Raw genomic sequence first — 16832 nt, 5'->3', positions numbered from 1 at the left:
AGGGAAAAACTTGTCCTTCCCCGATGGAAAACGATTCTGTTATGATAAAGAGAACGATTTAAAAACATGGGGTGCAAATAGAGATGAACTATAAAACAGCAGTAGCGTTGACGTTATCGAGCACGTTATTTTTAGGTGCTTGTTCGTTCGACCTTTCGCCAACGAGCGATACGAAAGAAGTCATTACTGAAAGTGAACAAGGTAAGGAAGTCCAAGCCGTTGTCAGTCCAGCCATTGATACAACGGATTCGTACTACCGGACGGTCTTGCCGTTTCGTCCAAGTGTTGCACGTGGAATGACACAAAAACGTGTCAGTTCACGTCTTGAGCTTGATGAAATCGAAACGGGTTTAATGCGTCACTCGACACAGTTTTTTGATCCGGAAAAATACTATTACCAAGAAGGTCAGTTACTCGAAGCCGACCAAATCGCGAAATGGTTGTTGCGAAAAGGAAAAGCAGGCGATGGCGTCAGCGATCCTGAAGGTCTGAACCCAGCTTATACGTCTGGTAAGTCGTATAAAGAAAAAAATCAAAAGTCACCTATGATTCTATCGCATATCTTAGAGCAAGACTACATGCTTGAAGAAGATAAGAAACTCGAACTCGGTGGCACGTCGATTGCGCTTGTCTTAAATAGTGAGTATGTGTTCCAAGATGAAAACTATGGACCAACCTATACCGTTAAACTTGATGAAAAGAAAGTCGTTGCTGAAGGAAAGCGGATGGCGAATGATTTAGTCAAGAAGATGCGTAAGACACAAGGGATGAAGACGACACCGATTCACGTCGCTCTCTACCTCCAGGAAAAAGAAGGGTCACCGGTTTCCGGTCACTATCTCTCGTCTGCCTTCATCGGTCGCGGGAATCAAATCAGTGCGAACGACTGGAAAAACTACAATGAGCGCTATTATTACTACCCGTCGGCACGTGCGACGAATGATGTGCGGGATGATGCGGCGAAATTCGATTTATTCAAAGACCGTCTAGAAGACTACTTCCCGAACTACACTGGTATGATGGGGGAAGGCTTCTATCAAGAAGATGAACTGAAAAAGCTTGAGATGAAGATTCCCGTTCAATTTTACGGAAAAGCAGAACTCGTCGCATTCGTTCAGTACGTGACGTATCTGCTTGAGAATCGTTGGGAGTATAATCGAAACATTCCAACGACGATTACTGTGACGAACTTGAACGGGGATACGGAAGCGATGCTATTCCTCGATCCGGATACAAAGAAACCGATCGTCAAGATTCGCTGATTTCTCGATTTACTTTATGAAGCGACATTCCTCCAATGGACGGAATGTCGCTTTTTTTATATAACGGACGCTGAAAGAGAGAAGTATATGAATAAGAAAGGAAGGGTATGGAAGAAGAATGGTATTTTGTTTCACTTTCCCATTTTTTAGATTTACGAAAGCTAGTAGGAGAGAGCATAATGAAAGAAGAACAGTTCTACAAACAGGAACGACGCGGTAAGTGATGAATCGTTAGTTCTTTTAAAAAGAAGAGGATAAAGGGGAGATTTAGATGAAAGGCGGTATCTATTCACAAATCGGTGCAGTTCGAGAGGAACTACCATCATCCTCACGAAAAGTCGCAGACTATGTCTTGACGCATATGAACCAAATTGCGCGCATGACGATCCACCAACTTGCAGAGGAATCAGATACAAGTGCCGCTGCAGTCGTCCGCTTCTGCCGCGCGCTCGGATTAAAGGGATACCCGGAGTTGCGGATGCGCATTTCTGCCGATACAGCACGGACGGATTTAAAAGGGTATCACGATATCGAAAAGGATGAACGTCCTGTCGACTTGATTGAAAAAACGCTTAGTAACAGCATTCAAGCGTTACAGGATACTGCGAAGCAGTTGAATGATGAACGGATTGCGGATGCGATTGATGTGATTGATCAGGCACGCGCGATTTATTTTTACGGGATTGGGGCATCGCATGTCGTAGCTGAAGACGCTGCTCAAAAATGGACGCGTGTCGGGAAACTAGCGATTCAAGAAACGGACCAGCATCTACTTGCGACGATCTTAGCGAATGCACGTAAAGAAGATGTCTTCTTTGCGATTTCCTACAGCGGAGAAACGGAAGAGGTCGTCGAGTTGATCCGTTTGGCGAAAATCCAAGGGCTGAAGGTCATCAGTCTGACACGTTTCGGGGACAATCGGATCAGCCAACTCGCGGATATCGCGCTTTGGACATCACGCGCACCGGAAGCGCCGCTTCGTAGTGCAGCGCTCAGTTCACGTCTCGCCCAACTATTTGCGATCGATGTCTTGTTCTTATCGTATGCTGCGGGACATTATGAAGACACACTCGAACGTCTTCAATACACGCGAGAAAGCGTTAAGACACTGCATCAAAAGAAATAAGGGGGATACATATATGTCAGAACGAACTGCCGGACTAGACGCGTTGTATCCAGAAATGGTCGAGCGCCGTCGTTATTTACATCAGCACCCAGAGTTGTCGTTTCACGAAGTCGAGACCCCGCGTTATATCGCGCAACATTTAAAAGCGCTCGGAATCGAAGTCAGGACGGAGGTCGGCGGACGTGGTGTCGTCGGGTATATTCGTGGAGGAAAACCGGGGAAGACCGTCGCGTTACGTGCTGACTTTGATGCCTTACCGATTGCTGACGCTAAAGAGGTCGCGTATCGGTCAACGGTTCCGGGTGTGATGCATGCATGCGGTCACGATGGTCATACGGCGACGTTGCTGGCCGTCGCAGAGACGCTCATGCAACAGCGGGAATCATTACCGGGGAACGTCGTCTTGATTCATCAACATGCGGAAGAAGTCGTTCCGGGCGGTGCACGCGATATGATTGCGGACGGTTGTCTCGAAGAGGTCGATGTCATCTTCGGAACGCATCTTTGGTCAACAATCGATTTAGGACATGTCGGTGTTCGGACCGGTCCGATCATGGCAGCGGCTGATAAGTTCGAGCTGACCTTATATGGAAAAGGCGGACACGGTGCGAAACCACATGAGACGATTGATGCTGTCTTACTCGGGGCAACGATCGTTAAGGAATTACAATCAATCGTCAGTCGTCAACTCAATCCACTGGAACCGGCAGTCGTGACCGTCGGAACATTACATGCGGGGAATACGTTTAATGTCATCGCGGATCAAGCGACGTTGACAGGAACGGTCCGGACGTTTGATGAAGCGACAGCGGACGAGATCATCGAGCGGATGGAGCGGACGATCAAAGGAATCTGTGAGGCAGTCGGAGCAACGTATCACTTTACATACGAAAAAGGCTATCCAGCTGTCATCAACCATGCTGCACCCACCGCATTGATTGAATCTGTCGCACGAGAAGTTCTAGGAGACGAGCGTGTATTTGAGATCGAACCAACGATGGGTGGCGAGGATTTTGCTTATTATCTGCAACACGTACCGGGCGCGTTCTTCTTTACAGGAGCGGGAGATGCTTCGTATCCACCGCATCATCATCCGCAGTTTGATTTTAAGGAGCCGGCGATGCTCGATGCAGCGCGTATTCTCGTCGAAGCGACGTGGCGGTATTTAGAACAAGCGACTGAAGCATGAAAAAAATCGCTCGTCTTGACTCCGAAAAGGAATCAGGGCGAGCGATTGCTGTCTTTTTATCCTAAAATTTCTTGAACACGACCGACTTGACCGTCTTCTAAGCGCACTTTAATCCCATGCGGATGCTGCGGTGATTTCGTGAGAAGGTCTTTGACGATTCCTTCTGTTCGTTTACCTGTTCGTTGATCTTGCTTCAACACGATGCTGACTTTAAGACCAGGCGTGATATTTTTACGTGTTTTACCGTCCATCTGTAAATCCTCCCATCGTTCATTTCCTGTTTGGCTATCAGTATAACATGGTTCAGTCGGTGAAACTTGTTTGTCGCAAGGACGTAAAGTGAAAAGAGAACAGAATGTCAGAAAAAAGTTTGACTATATTTGACCAATTAAGATATGACTTTTATAATTAAGGTAATGAAGTATAGGAAAAGGAAGTGAATTCGAATGGCAAAAGACTACTACCAAACACTCGGTGTCGCAAAGGATGCATCGAATCAAGATATTAAGCGCGCGTACCGCAAATTGGCGAAGCAGTATCACCCGGACGTCAATAAAGAGGCGAGTGCGGACCAGCGTTTCAAGGATATCCAAGAAGCCTTCGATGTGCTTGGAGATGAGGAAAAACGAGCGCAGTATGATCGATACGGCAGTAACTTCGACCAGATGGCAGGCGCTGGAGCTGGTGGCGCTGGAGATTACGAAGATCTGTTCCGACAGTTCGGAGGTGGTGGACGGACACGACCTGGACAATCGTTCGGATTTGAAGACATGTTTGGTTCGTTCTTTAGTCAGGAAGAAGTGTCGACCGATGAAGAGCTTGAATTGACGGTCCCACTCAGTCATCTTAGTACGAACGAAAAAGTCACGGTGCGTCTTGCGACGGGTTCGATCCAGCTGACGCTTCCGAAAGATGTCTATGACGGTAAAAAAGTCCGCTTACGTGGAAAAAGTTCAATGCGTAACCGACAAGGTGTCGCGGGAGATGTTTACGTGACGATTCACTTGAAGGATGACGATCAATTCCGACGGGTCGACCAAGACGTCATTTCAACCGTCCGTGTTCATCCGACGACGCTTGTGCTTGGAGGCGAAGTCGTCGCAGATACGCTTGAAGGGAAACGAATCAAACTGAAAGTCAAACCGGGGACGAAACCAGGAGCGCGACTCCGGATTCCAAATCGTGGTCTCAGTCAAGCGAATGGTCATCGTGGGGCGTTACTTGTCCAACTCGAAGTCAAGTTACCTGAGATGGACCGTGCCTTTTATGAAGAGTGGGAACGTCAACTTGCAGTGAAGGAGTGATCAAGGATGGATTTTGAACGTTTAACGGATCGGGCACACGAGGGAATCGTCTCTGCCCAAGCGATCGCGAAACAACGTCGTCATAGTGAAATCACAGAATGGCATTTGTTACTTGCCTTACTTGCTCAAGAAGAAGGGATTGCACGAGTCGTCTTTGAAAAGCTGAATCAACGGATTGAGACATTGAATGGAGCGATTGACGAGGCGATTGGTAAACTTCCTGCTTTGTCCCAGGCGACGACGCCTCGGATCGGTAGCTCGTTGCTGAACGTGTTGACGGAAGCAGAGACGGAAGCGCGTCTCATGCAGGATGACTATGTCTCCGTCGAACACTTATTGCTAGCATTGATCAAACAATCAAGTCCAGCAGCTCAGTACCTACGTCGTCAAGGCATCACAGAAGAGACACTCCGGGAAGCGATCGTCAGTATGCGAGGCAATCGGAAGGTCACGACGAAAAATCCTGAAGAGACGTTTGATGTGTTGAAAAAATATGGACGTGATCTCGTAGCGGATTTCCGGTCTGGGAAAACAGACCCGGTCATCGGTCGTGATGATGAGATTCGACGTGTCATCCGGATTTTGAGTCGGAAGACAAAAAACAATCCCGTCTTGATTGGAGAACCCGGCGTCGGGAAAACGGCAATCGTTGAAGGACTCGCGCAACGGATCGTCCGAGGAGATGTACCGGAGAGTCTGAAGAACAAGCAGTTGTTCAGTTTAGACATGAGTGCGCTCGTCGCTGGTGCGAAATACCGTGGTGAGTTCGAAGAGCGACTGCAAGCAGTCTTGAATGAAGTCAAGGAAGCCGAAGGACAGATTCTCTTGTTCATCGATGAGCTGCATACGATTGTCGGTGCTGGGAAGACGGACGGCGCAATGGATGCCGGAAACATGCTCAAGCCGATGCTTGCGCGAGGAGAATTGCACTGTATCGGTGCGACGACGCTGGATGAGTACCGGAAGTATATCGAAAAGGACCCGGCGCTCGAACGTCGCTTCCAACAAGTCCTCGTCGCGGAACCAGATGTCGAGGATACGATCTCCATTCTGCGTGGACTAAAAGAACGGTTCGAGATTCACCACGGTGTACGGATTCATGACAATGCGCTCGTCGCGGCGGCGATGTTATCCGATCGGTATATTACGGATCGGTTCATGCCGGATAAGGCGATTGATCTCGTTGATGAAGCATGTGCGATGATTCGGACCGATATGGAGTCGATGCCAGCTGAACTCGATTCGCTCGTCCGTCGAGTCATGCAGCTCGAAATCGAGGAAGCAGCGTTAAAGAAAGAGACGGATGAAGCATCCCGGAAACGACTCGCCGTCTTACAGCAAGAACTCAGTTCTGTCCGAGAAGACGAGAGTGCGCTACGGACACGATGGGAACGGGAGAAAGAGAGTTCGCAAAGTGTTCAGCAGTTACGTGCGGATCTTGAGAAAGCGAAACTGGCGTTACAAGAAGCGGAAGGGCGCTATGACTTGAACCGAGCATCGGAAATCAAGTACGGGCAAATTCCGGATCTTGAGGCACGTCTGAAAGTCGCGGAAGAGTCATCTGAACACGTCTCACACGAACTCGTTCGAGAAGCGGTGACGGAAGAAGAGATATCCGACATCGTTTCGAAATGGACCGGTATTCCGGTGACGCGGCTTGCTCAGGGCGAACGCGAAAAATTACTTTATCTTGAAGATACGCTTCATGATCGCGTCTTCGGTCAAGACGAAGCAGTCCGTCTCGTCGCGGACGCTGTCATTCGAGCGCGAGCAGGCATTAAGGATCCGAACCGTCCGATTGGCTCGTTCTTGTTCCTCGGTCCGACAGGGGTCGGGAAGACAGAACTCGCAAAAGCCTTGGCAGCCGCGATGTTCGATAGTGAAGATCACATCGTCCGCATCGATATGTCGGAGTATATGGAAAAACACAATGTCTCCCGTCTCGTCGGTGCGCCTCCGGGATACGTCGGTTATGAAGAAGGCGGTCAATTGACGGAAGCCGTTCGACGGAGTCCATATTCGGTTCTGTTGTTCGATGAGATCGAAAAAGCGCACGGCGACGTCTTTAATATTTTGCTTCAGTTGCTCGACGATGGTCGATTGACGGATTCGCAAGGACGGGTCGTCGACTTCAAAAACACGATCGTCATCATGACGTCAAACATCGGAGCACCCATCCTGCTTGAAGCCGCCAAAGATGGTGTCATCGATGCAGCGGAAGAGGAAGCCGTTCGCCAAGAACTGAAGCGCCACTTCCGACCGGAGTTCTTGAACCGGATCGATGATACGATTTTATTCCATCCACTCCACCGGACGGAAATTGAACGAATCATCGACAAAGCGGTCGAGAAAATGAGTTCACGTTTATCTGGACGTGGCATTACGATTGATGTCACGGATGCTGCGAAGACGTTGATTTTCGAGGAAGCATTTGAACCACAATACGGCGCACGTCCAATCAATCGTTATATGCAACGGACGATTGAGACGAAACTTGCCCGTGCCTTGATCAGTGGGGCGATTCAAGATGGTGCCCGGATTGCGATTGACGTAGAAGACGGCGAACTCGTCGTCCACGGATGAAGCGGATGCTAGAAAAAGGAGTCGACTCGGCTGAAACGAGTCGACTCCTTTTAGCGTTTACGGAAGAACCATATCCGTATTCGTCAGATGCGTGATAAGCTAGAAAAAAAAGAGAAAGAGGGAACGCCATGAATGTTACACAAGCCCAACTCGAGGAGTTGATTGAAGAATGCCGTCCGTATACAGTGCTTGGACAAGTCGCCAGTTATATTCCAGAGCTTGCGAAGGTTGATCCAACACAACTCGGAATCGCCGTCTGTAATGCCGACGGGACGTTCGTTTCGGCAGGTGATGCGGATACGATGTTTACACTACAGAGTGTATCGAAGATCATCACGCTCGCATTCGTCCTCGAGACATTCGGAGAAGATTATGTCTTTTCAAAAGTCGGGATGGAACCGACGGGCGATGCGTTCAATTCGATCGCAAAACTCGAAGAGACGATTCCAACAAAACCGCTTAATCCAATGATCAATGCAGGAGCACTAGCCGTGACGAGCATGTTACCGGGAACGGATGCTGCCGATAAATTACTTCAATTGCGTCAATTCATCGCAAAGCTATTGGATATTGAAGTAGAAATGGTAAAATATGACGCAGATGTTGCTGAATCGGAATTCGAAACGACGGATTTAAATCGCGCATTATTGTACTTCATGCGCTATCACGGTGTCATCGAAGGCAATGTCGAAGAAATCATCGACGTCTATACGAAACAATGTGCGATTTTGACGAACTGTAAAGGACTTGCTATGATGGGGAAAATTTTGAGTACATCTGGAAAAACACCATCAGGACGCCAAGTCATTTCACGTCGGAACGCACGAATCATTCGAGCGATCATGACGACGTGTGGCATGTACGATGCATCTGGAGAATTTTCCGTCCAAGTCGGGCTTCCAGGAAAAAGTGGTGTTTCCGGTGCAGTCGTTGCTTGCGGTCGAAGTGATTTCGATATGGCTGATCTCGGAATCGGTGTCTTTGGACCATCGCTTGACGCAAAAGGAAACTCCATTGCCGGAACAAAAATGCTGGAATTACTCGTTCAACGTCATCCATGAGCGATTTCAATCTGATCAAGCGCAGAACGTAGCTCGTCCTCTAACCGCTTGATCTGACGCAAACGCTCTTCTTGATAAGCAGATGGAACCTCGAAAGAGCGCCATCTTTCTAATCGCTGATACGTATCATTGATGTGTCCGAGTCGTGTCTGGGTTGTCTTTAGACGATCAACAGCAGACTTCGGTTGATGCGTGTAGGGACGAAGGTACTCGACCGTATAACGGTATGCTTTTGTAGCAAGCCGTAATTCATGCATCCGTTCGACACGCTTCGTTCCATCCTTTCGTTGCACTTTTTCAAATTGTTCACGTTTTTTCTCATAGCGTTTCTCAGCGGCCTGAATCAGCTCTTTTTCTGACATCCGCTTGAGGCGCTTTGTCATCGGACCAGCTAAAAAGCGACGAACGGATCGATCCAGTTCATTGGAGATCAAGAGATGCATCGTCTCGATTAAAGTCGAACGTTTTCCTTGAAGTTGCAGAGCGACATGGTTCGCGAACAACTGATCGATTTCTGTTTTGTTTGAGGTCGCTTCGAGTTGTACGTCGAGGTCACGGACTTCGCCGAAAGCATGCATCAGCCGCTTCCAAATCAAATACACAGGTTCCTCCGTCAAATCGACCAATCGGGCGAATGTGATCAGTTTCCGTAACCGAATCCGCGCTTGATGGACATCTTCCGGATTCTCAAACGTTTGAGCCTCTTTGGCATAATGATTGAAGGTCGACCATGTCTCAAGCAGTTCGAAAGTCAGCTTTTCAGTATCTCGATGGTTCATGAGATGAATCCCTCCTCGGATTATTTTCGTAAGAGTTCAAGAGTGCTAGGTTTTAAAATTAAGGAGGACTCCTCCTGAAATGTGGTGGAAACATGTTAGAAACAGTTACGTTCTCAGGAAAGATGAAGCAATTCATGAAAATTTTCTTTCCCATCCTCGTAACGCAAGTCGCGTTTTACTTAATTAGTTTTTTCGATACGGTCATGGCCGGTCGATATGGTTCTGCTGATTTAGCAGGCGTCGGTGTCGGAGCAAGTCTCTGGGCACCCGTCTACACAGGACTGACCGGTATTCTACTTGCCGTCGCACCGCTCGTTTCCCAAGCGATGGGAGCGAAACGCGAGCGGGAAGTCAAACGAATCGTCATGCAGGCGTTGTACGTTGCTGTCGTGATCATTGGTTTGACCGTCGTCATCGGACTTATTGCTGTCAATCCGATTCTCGAACGGATGGAGTTATCAGCAGAGGCGCGTGAAGTCGCGCGAAATTATCTCGTGATGTTAGCACTCGGGATCGTACCGATGTTCGTTTTCTTCGTTTTACGAACACTCGTCGATTCATTAGGCAAATCAAATATCACGATGGTCTTACTACTAATCTCTTTACCCATTAACGTCCTTTTCAATTATCTATTCATCTTCGGAAGCTTCGGTTTTCCGGAACTTGGTGGAGTGGGCGCGGGAGTTGCGACTGCCATCACGTACTGGATTCTTTGTCTAGCGATCATCGCTGTCGTCTTTAAAGGAGAGTTATTTCAACGCCTTGGGATTCTGCGGCACTTTTACCGTCCAGACATGAAGCGAATCAAGGAATTGATTCTACTCGGTGCCCCGATTGGTCTAGCGATTTTTTCTGAAGTCAGTATTTTCTCGGCGGTCACGTTGCTGCTCGGAGCGTACGGCGATGTCATCATCGGTGCCTACCAAGCGGCTATCAACTTCGCTTCGTTTGTCTATATGATCCCATTATCTGCTGCCTCCGCTTTGACGATCACAGTCGGTTTTGAGGTCGGTGCCAAACGAATCAAGGACGCTGTCCAGTACGTCGTCATTGGATTGACGATGTGTGTTGCCGTCTCCTTGTTCTCTGGGATCTTATTGTACTTAAAGAATGAAGAACTTGCCGCTTTGTATAGTCGTGATCCTCAAGTCATCGAAGCAGCTGCACACTTCATGATTTTAGCGATTTTCTTTCAACTGTCGGATGCCGTTGCTGCACCGACGCAAGGTGCATTACGTGGATTCAAGGATGTCAATGTCACCTTCTTGTTGACGATTGCTGCCTACTGGGTCATTGGACTACCATTAGGTTTTTATCTCGAACGCTATACGACGCTCGGACCAGATGGTTACTGGTGGGGATTGATCATCGGTCTTGCGGTCGGAGCAACGCTACTACTTGTTCGTCTTATGCACTTAATCCGTAAATCAAGGAGGCTGGCAGCTTGAAATTCTCAAAACAACGCATCATGACGATTGCGAAGATCATCTTGCCGATCGTCTTGATTGGATTCATTTTTTATCAAGGACAAAACGAATTGCGTAGTTTATCGCTACAGGAGTCGATTCAAGCGATTCGTCAAGTCCCATCTTGGCAATTCATCCTGTTGATTTTCGCAGGTCTTGCGGCCGTCTCGACGATGTTCTTTTATGACTTCTTCTTATTACGTTCATTGGAGGCGAAAGCACCGATCGGACTGATTTTCCGAGCATCCTGGATTGCGAACTCCTTTAACGGCATCATCGGATTCGGCGGTCTCGCTGGGATGGCGATCCGCTCCGCTCTTTATCGACCATTCGTTGAAGGCGGTCGTTTGTTGAAGGCAATCGGCTGGATGGCACCGACGTTGATCAGTGGATTGTCCATCTTATCTGCCTTATCGCTTCTGCACGTTTTTCCAGCGTTCGAAGTACTCGATTTAAAAAAATGGTTGTGGCCCGTCATCATTGGTGTCGCATTCTTCTTTCCACTCTATCTGCTGTTCTCGTTTCGACGAGGCAATAGCAGCATCCATCCGAAATCGATTGCGTTATATTCACTCGTCTCACTCGCAGAATGGTTCAGTGCTGGCGTTGTCGTCTATCTGATTTTGGCAGCGCTCGGAACGGATGTCAGTTTCTCAAAAGTCATCGGTGTTTTCATCATCGCTGCGACAGCCGGTTTGATCTCGATGGTACCGGGTGGGTTTGGTTCGTTTGACTTAGTGTTTTTGATCGGCATGCAGCGTGCGGGTGTCGAGGAAGGCATCGTCTTGACAGGATTATTGATCTACCGTCTTGTCTACTACTTGATTCCGTTCCTGATCGGTGTCATTTTCTCAGCTCGGGAGTTCAGCGGTCCGGTCGTCAAGATGATCGAAGACAAACCGATCGTGGGTCCATCGATGGAGGTCGGGGGCGTCATTTGGCGCTTACAACTGCGATTCCTCAGTAAAATTCGTCATTTCACACTCGCATTGATCACACTCGTTGCCGGGATCACGATCTGGGGATTGGCGATTTTACCACCTGTCTCGACGCAATATGAATATTTGGAATCGAAATTACCGCATGAAGCGCTGTTACTCGCGAATAGTTTCTTCTTGATGGGCGGCTTATTGTTCGTCCTCTTATCGACAGCACTGTATCGTCGAACAAAACGGTCGTTATATATGATGTACGGGGCATCTTTTTTCGCATTGATTGGAATGGCACTTCGTGGTTTTAACTTGATTTCTTTCCTTGCCGTCATCCTCGTTCTCGTCTTGCTACTGATGTCGCGAAAAGCATTTCACCGAGAACGAACGCTCATTACGACGACACGCTTCATCCGGGTTGCCTTCGCTGGTCTATTGTACATTGGAGGATTCGTCTTTTTTGGATACGCCTTCTATACACTCGGATCAGCAGATGGAACAAAAGTGTATCCGGCACACGAAATTTTCATGTTTGCAGCGAGTGCCTCTATCTTTGCGCTCGTGTATGTTCTCGTCTTCATCCGCTTATTCAACACATTCAATCAACCGGTTCTCGGTGAGCGATTCGATGCTGAAAAGATCGAATCGGTGTTGCGTGAGCAGGGTGGGAATTATTTAAGCCATCTCGCGTTTCTAGGTGATAAACGTTTCTTCTTCTCCGAAACAGGACGTTCATTCATCCAGTTCAGTCAGACCGGCAATCGGATCATGGTCCTTGGCGACCCCAGTGGAGATCCGAAGGAACATTCACAAGTCATCGCATCTTTCTTGCGTCGCGTCGAAGATCTTGGATATATTCCGAACATCTATCAAATTCAAGCGCAAAATATGTCTCTCTATCATGATTTTGGCTTCAACTTCTTCAAACTCGGGGAAGAAGCGATCGTTGATATTCCATCTTTCACTGTATCAGGAAAAAAACGAGCTGGACTTCGGTCGATTAAAAATCGCTTTGAACGAGAGGGCATGACGTTCGAAGTAGTCGAGCCACCTATTTCAGGAACTCTATTAGCAGAACTACAAGAGGTCTCCGACGAATGGTTAGGAGGGAAGTCCGAGAAAGGCTTTTCGCTCGGTTACTTCCACGAACCTTATTTAAATCGAGCGCCGATTGGCATCATGCGTGAAGCGGAAGGACGATTGATCGGGTTCATGACATTCATGCCTGCTTACCAAGAAGGGGTCCTATCGATTGACTTGATGCGTTTTCGACCAGATGGACCGAATGGAATCATGGATGCGATGTTCATCCGACTATTCGAGTATGCGAAAGATGAAGGCTACCACACGTTCAACATGGGAATGGCTCCGCTTTCGTCTGTCGGAGAGGACGAGACGTCCTTCTGGCAAGAACGTGTGGCAGCGGATGTCTTCAATAATATTCGCTACATGTATAGTTTCACCGGTCTACGACGATACAAAGAAAAGTACGATCCAAAATGGGAAGGACGATATCTTGCTTACCGAAAGCGTCAATCGTTACCGATGGCAATCTTAAAAGCAACGCGTCTGATTTCTCGAAAGAAAGACCGGATTTTATTACCATGATCGACTGACGCATGAAGTCGGCAATCGACGGGTATACAAAGGGCGACCCTATATCTACGGATATGCGGGATCGTCCTTTTATAATTTCGTTTAAATGTACAAAGGTCTATACAACTAGAATTAATCGCGTTATACTAGATACGGAAGCAAGTCATGGAACGGATAGAGAAAGGAAGATGCCAGATGACAGTGATCATCAATGCTCGGATTTACACGGGAGAGCAGACGATTGAAGACGGCTTCATTCGTTTTGACCGAACAATCGAGGCGATTGGACCCATGTCGAAATTCGAGGAAATCGCAGGAGAAGAGATGATCGATGCGCAGCATCAATCACTCATTCCGGGAATGATCGATGTGCATATTCATGGGGGATATGATGTCGATGTCATGGATGGAGATGTCGAGAGGTTGCGTCATTTCAGCCGACAGATGTTACAAGAAGGTGTGACATCATTTTTAGCGACGACGATTACTCAGGACTGGGGAAATATCACACGCGCGCTTGAGACGGTCCGAGAAGTCGTAGCGCAAGACGATACAACGATCGTCGGCGTTCATCTTGAAGGACCATTCATCAATCCGGATTATGCGGGTGCACAGCCTCACGAACATATCGTCGAACCGGATGTCGAGCAGTTCTTGAAATGGCAAAAAGCAGCAGGGAACACGATCAAGCTCGTCACATACGCTCCGGAACGCCCGGGAGCACGGGCGTTCGAAGAAGCGGTGCGCTTGACGGGTGCGATTCCGTCAGTCGGACATACAGACGCGACGTATGCCCAAAACCAAGCCGGTCACGTCACGCATGGTACCCACCTCTACAATCAAATGCGGGCACTTCATCACCGGGAACCGGGCACGGTCGGATATTGCCTCCTGACACCAGACGTCTATGCGGAGATCATTCCGGATGGGATTCACAGTGCGCCAGAAATGGTCGACTTCGCCTACCGAATGAAAGGCGCAGATCGACTGATCGTCATCACGGATGCGATGCGTGCAAAAGGATTAGCTGATGGTGAATATGAGTTAGGTGGTCAGGCTGTATTCGTTCGAGACGGTGCGGCACGTCTTGAAAACGGTAGCTTAGCTGGAAGTGTCTTAACGATGGACACCGCCTTACGGAATATCATCGCCTATACAGGCTGTTCGCTCGAAGAAGCGGTCCGCATGACATCGGTCAATGCGGCAAAAGAACTTCAATTGACTCAAAAGGGAAGCCTCTCGGTCGGCAAGGATGCGGACATCGTCCTGCTCGACGAAGCGCTACACATTCAAGAAACGATTCATCGTGGTACGCGACACCGGATCACGAACGGAAAGGAGTCTACCTCATGAAATGGATGATCGTAGAAAAAGGAGAAGAATTAGCACAGGTGGCCTATCAATTTTTGAAACAGGAAATTGAGCGTCACCCGGAAGGTTTGACGGTAGGACTGGCAACGGGAAGTTCACCGGTCGGCGTCTATGAAGAATGGCGGAAGGATTCGCTCGATTGTCGACATGTGACGACGGTTAATCTAGACGAATATGTCGGTCTCAGCCCAGAGCATCCACAAAGTTATCATACGTTCATGCAAGAGCATCTATTCAAAGATGTCGCGTTTAAGGAATCATTCGTTCCAATCGGGGACACAGAAGATCCCGTGCGCGAAAGTGAACGATATGAAGCGCTCGTCCGCAATCGAGGAATCGACATTCAATTACTTGGAATCGGAGCGAATGGACACATCGCCTTCAATGAACCAGGTACACCGTTCGATGCTAAGACACACGTAACGGAATTGACAGAGTCGACACGAGAAGCGAACCAACGATTCTTTGATCGATTAGAAGAAGTACCGACGAAGGCAATCACGATGGGAATCGGTACGATCATGGAAGCGAAGAAAATCCTTCTCGTTGCTTCTAGTGAACGAAAGGCAGAAGCGGTTCGCGACATGATGGAAGGTGTCGCAACAACGGATTGTCCAGCGACTGTACTCAAGCGTCATGCTGATGTCATGGTGATTTTGGACGAAGAAGCTGCATCTTTATTGTCAGATGACGCTAAACGTACAGGACGAGCGGCTTATCTGAATTTCATGAAAGTATGACGATGGAAGAGCGATGAATCAAAAGGGATAGAGACAATCATTGGATTGACTCTATTCCTTTTTTTGATTCTGTTGAGCCTAGTCTCAAGCGATTTTTTATTTTGATAGAAAGGCATCAACAGGACATATACCAAGATCATTCAATCTCATGATACAGCGCACTAAGGGTCCATTATTTTTTCAGTGCAACGATTCCATACGATTTCTTTAATCGAAACGTAAATTGACATTTCATTAAATGTACGGATAATGGAGATTAGCGAACTTTACGGAAAATTTACATGAAAATGAGGGTTTACATGATGGAAACGCGATCCGCACGAAAGAGACAACCAAGTGCTGGCAAGATGTTCTTAAAGGTCATCGCTGCACTCGTCCTGCTTGTCACAATCATCGGTTCTGGATATGCTGGAGCTGTTTTTATTAAAACGCAAGAAACATTGGCAAAGACGCAGATTAACATTCCCGGCTCGAAGGTGAGCTCTAAATATGATGATGTTCCGTCTGAATCGTTCTTGATTCTTGGGACGGATGAAACGAAAAAAAGTAAAGAACGAAATGAACCGGCGCGATCAGATGTCATGATCGTCGGAATCTTAAATAAAAAAACGGAACAATTAGTGTTGACGAGTATTCCGCGTGATTCACTCGTGAACATCGATTATTCGAAATACGATGTACCTTATGGTAAGACAGGTGTTGAGCAAGATAAAATCACCCATGCTCATTACTTCGGTTCGATGGATAAATCGAATTCCTATAATGGGATTAAATTAGCGCGTGAAACGACAGAAAACCTGCTCGGTATTCAAATCGATCACGTCGTTAAAGTTAATTTCCAAGGATTCGTTCAATTGATCGATGCATTGGATGGCGTAGACATCGATGTACGATATGCGTTCAAAGAGCAAGATTCAAAACGTAAAGCCGGTACTGTCACTGTTGATAAAGGGATGCAACATTTAACAGGAGAGCAAGCACTTGCTTACGTCCGGAACCGTCATGATGATCCGCTCGGTGATATCGGACGCGGTCAAAAACAGATGCAAGTCATTCAAGCGGTCGCCAAAGAAGCGGCAAGTTTCCGTTCCCTCAGTGCATACCGTGATATTTTGGATGCTGTCGGTGATAACGTCGAAACGAACTTAGGTCCGAACGATTATACACGCTTAGCAGATTTCACAGCAGCGTTACGTAACACGACGGAGTACCAACTCGCTGGAGAAGGTTATATTGGTATCAGCGGGAAATGGGAGTATCACCTCGATCCGAATCAATTGGAGCAAGTGAAAAGTAACTTAGCAAAAGCGATGCAAGGTCAAGAAGTCGAACCGATCAAGGAAGAGACAGACCCGGCACAAAGTACGACAGAAGAGTCAATTCCCAATACAGAAACTCAACAATAAGCGTTGGAAAATCCCCTTGT

General features: G+C 47.8%; 13 protein-coding genes. 11 read left to right on the top strand and 2 right to left on the bottom strand.

The genetic code is table 11. The features are described from left to right. Positions 1 to 83: 83 nt before the first annotated feature. The 3 genes from NOM72_RS15295 to NOM72_RS15285 all read left to right on the top strand — a co-directional run bounded on the left by NOM72_RS15295 (position 84) and on the right by NOM72_RS15285 (position 3577). Complete coding sequence (locus NOM72_RS15295) at positions 84 to 1262, top strand: CamS family sex pheromone protein (protein ID WP_023467087.1); 1179 nt, start codon at positions 84 to 86, stop codon at positions 1260 to 1262. Positions 1263 to 1533: 271 nt separating this feature from the next. Beyond that, the gene (locus tag NOM72_RS15290) at positions 1534 to 2388 is read left to right on the top strand and encodes a MurR/RpiR family transcriptional regulator (protein WP_050678993.1); all 855 of its coding nucleotides are present in this window, start codon (positions 1534 to 1536) and stop codon (positions 2386 to 2388) included. Positions 2389 to 2401: 13 nt separating this feature from the next. Continuing rightward, the gene (locus NOM72_RS15285) at positions 2402 to 3577 is read left to right on the top strand and encodes a M20 metallopeptidase family protein (RefSeq protein ID WP_255999438.1); all 1176 of its coding nucleotides are present in this window, start codon (positions 2402 to 2404) and stop codon (positions 3575 to 3577) included. A 56-nt stretch (positions 3578 to 3633) separates the two neighbouring features. On the opposite strand, the gene NOM72_RS15280 is transcribed toward NOM72_RS15285, so the two are convergent. After that, positions 3634 to 3828: a YwbE family protein gene (locus tag NOM72_RS15280; protein WP_023467094.1), complete on the bottom strand. Its 195-nt coding sequence runs from the start codon at positions 3826 to 3828 to the stop codon at positions 3634 to 3636. Between the two features lie 195 nt (positions 3829 to 4023). Here NOM72_RS15280 and NOM72_RS15275 point away from each other — a divergent pair, with 195 nt between their 5' ends. From NOM72_RS15275 to glsA, 3 genes are all read left to right on the top strand, one after another. Further along, positions 4024 to 4881 (top strand): DnaJ C-terminal domain-containing protein, encoded by an 858-nt coding sequence (locus NOM72_RS15275; RefSeq protein WP_058713871.1) that lies wholly within the window; start codon positions 4024 to 4026, stop codon positions 4879 to 4881. A 6-nt stretch (positions 4882 to 4887) separates the two neighbouring features. Next, a complete protein-coding gene (gene clpB, locus NOM72_RS15270) occupies positions 4888 to 7464 on the top strand; it encodes an ATP-dependent chaperone ClpB (RefSeq protein ID WP_255999437.1) in 2577 nt (858 codons plus the stop codon). Positions 7465 to 7592: 128 nt separating this feature from the next. Beyond that, the gene (gene glsA, locus NOM72_RS15265) at positions 7593 to 8525 is read left to right on the top strand and encodes a glutaminase A (RefSeq protein WP_023467099.1); all 933 of its coding nucleotides are present in this window, start codon (positions 7593 to 7595) and stop codon (positions 8523 to 8525) included. Here the strand turns inward: glsA and NOM72_RS15260 are convergent. Continuing rightward, positions 8516 to 9304 carry a CHAD domain-containing protein gene (locus NOM72_RS15260; RefSeq protein ID WP_023467100.1) on the bottom strand — a complete coding sequence of 263 codons (789 nt, stop codon included), beginning with the start codon at positions 9302 to 9304 and terminating at the stop codon, positions 8516 to 8518. The genes glsA and NOM72_RS15260 overlap by 10 nt on opposite strands. A 92-nt stretch (positions 9305 to 9396) precedes the next feature. Between NOM72_RS15260 and NOM72_RS15255 the strand changes: the two genes are divergently transcribed. The 5 genes from NOM72_RS15255 (at position 9397) to NOM72_RS15235 (ending at position 16812) form a co-directional block, all read left to right on the top strand. After that, entirely contained in the window at positions 9397 to 10752 is a 1356-nt protein-coding gene (locus tag NOM72_RS15255; RefSeq protein WP_255999436.1) for an MATE family efflux transporter, read from the top strand. Then, entirely contained in the window at positions 10749 to 13307 is a 2559-nt protein-coding gene (gene mprF / locus NOM72_RS15250) for a bifunctional lysylphosphatidylglycerol flippase/synthetase MprF (RefSeq protein WP_058265718.1), read from the top strand. Before NOM72_RS15255 ends, mprF begins: the two co-directional genes overlap by 4 nt. A 183-nt stretch (positions 13308 to 13490) precedes the next feature. Then, complete coding sequence (nagA, locus tag NOM72_RS15245; RefSeq protein ID WP_255999435.1) at positions 13491 to 14648, top strand: N-acetylglucosamine-6-phosphate deacetylase; 1158 nt, start codon at positions 13491 to 13493, stop codon at positions 14646 to 14648. Further along, the gene (nagB, locus tag NOM72_RS15240; RefSeq protein WP_050679000.1) at positions 14645 to 15406 is read left to right on the top strand and encodes a glucosamine-6-phosphate deaminase; all 762 of its coding nucleotides are present in this window, start codon (positions 14645 to 14647) and stop codon (positions 15404 to 15406) included. Before nagA ends, nagB begins: the two co-directional genes overlap by 4 nt. Before the next feature lie 299 nt (positions 15407 to 15705). Then, positions 15706 to 16812, top strand: coding sequence for an LCP family protein (locus NOM72_RS15235; protein WP_255999434.1), 1107 nt, complete (start codon positions 15706 to 15708; stop codon positions 16810 to 16812). Positions 16813 to 16832 lie beyond the last annotated feature (20 nt).

This window comes from Exiguobacterium sp. LL15, assembly GCF_024436095.1.
Taxonomy (GTDB): domain Bacteria; phylum Bacillota; class Bacilli; order Exiguobacteriales; family Exiguobacteriaceae; genus Exiguobacterium_A; species Exiguobacterium_A indicum.
Note: the sequence above shows the minus strand (reverse complement) of the source record. Positions and strands in the feature narration are given on the sequence as shown.